The sequence below is a fragment of the Mycobacterium sp. IS-1590 genome (assembly GCF_001500025.1).
In the GTDB taxonomy this organism is placed as follows: Bacteria; Actinomycetota; Actinomycetes; order Mycobacteriales; family Mycobacteriaceae; genus Mycobacterium.
In genome coordinates this window covers 1-903 of the sequence record NZ_LQIW01000043.1, presented here as the reverse complement: position 1 = coordinate 903, position 903 = coordinate 1, and the positions used below count along the sequence as shown (strand labels likewise).

Sequence of the window (903 nt, the reverse complement as noted above, 5' to 3'; positions counted from 1 at the left end):
TTTGGCCCCGCTGCCGTTGGCGGCACCGGCAGCACCGCCGGCACCGGCCCCGTTCGCGGCACCGGCCCCCGCGCCCGCGCCTGCCGCTCCGGCCCCCGCACCTGCCGGCTGAGCGGTCGTCGTCGCGGTCTGCCACTCTCGAGTGGTGGACCAAGACGTGTACGACAAGGGCCGCGAGATCCGCACAGCGGTGCTCGGTGAGGCCTATGTGCAGGAGGCGGCGGACGGCCCCGACGACTTCACCGGGCCGTTCCAGGATCTGGTGACCGAGTACTGCTGGGGTGCGGTGTGGGGCCGCGAAGGCTTGTCCCGCAAGACGCGCAGCATGCTCAACCTCGCGATGCTCGCGGCGCTGAACCGTCCCACCGAGCTCCGCACCCACGTCCGCGGCGCCCTGACCAACGGTGTGACACCCGAGGAGATCCGCGAGATCTTCATGCAGGTCGCGGTGTACGCGGGTGTGCCCGCCGCGGTGGAGGCCTTCCGCACCGCGCGCGCCGCCTTCGACGACGTCGAGCAGGGGTAGGTCACGTGGACGTCGGCTTCGTCGGACTTGGCAACATGGGCTTCCCGATGGCGGCGCGCCTGCGGGCGGCCGGTCATCGGGTGGTGGTGTACGACACCCGCCCCGGGGTGGTCGGCAGGGCGGTCGAAGCCGGCGCGGAGCGCGCGGACTCGGTGCGCGAGGTCGCCGACCGCGTGCCCACGGTATTGGCCAGCCTGCCGACCCCGCAGGCGTCGGAGGCCGTCACCGCCGAGGTGGCCGGCGGGACCCTCGTCCAACGTTTCGTCGATCTGTCGACGGTGGGAAGCCAAGCCGCGCAGCGCAACAGCGCCCTGCTGGCCGAGCGCGGGATCGCCGCGCTCGACAGCCCCGTCAGCGGCGGTGTGCACGGGGCCGAG

At 73.3% G+C, this 903-nt stretch carries 2 protein-coding genes; both read left to right on the top strand.

Annotated features, from left to right (window positions below):
* Window positions 1–145: 145 nt before the first annotated feature.
* Window positions 146–526, top strand: a complete 381-nt coding sequence (locus AU197_RS19460; RefSeq protein ID WP_064404548.1) for a carboxymuconolactone decarboxylase family protein — start codon at window positions 146–148, stop codon at window positions 524–526.
* A gap of 5 nt (window positions 527–531) precedes the next feature.
* The coding region (locus tag AU197_RS19455; protein WP_197415605.1) for an NAD(P)-binding domain-containing protein at window positions 532–903 on the top strand (372 nt) is incomplete at its 3' end.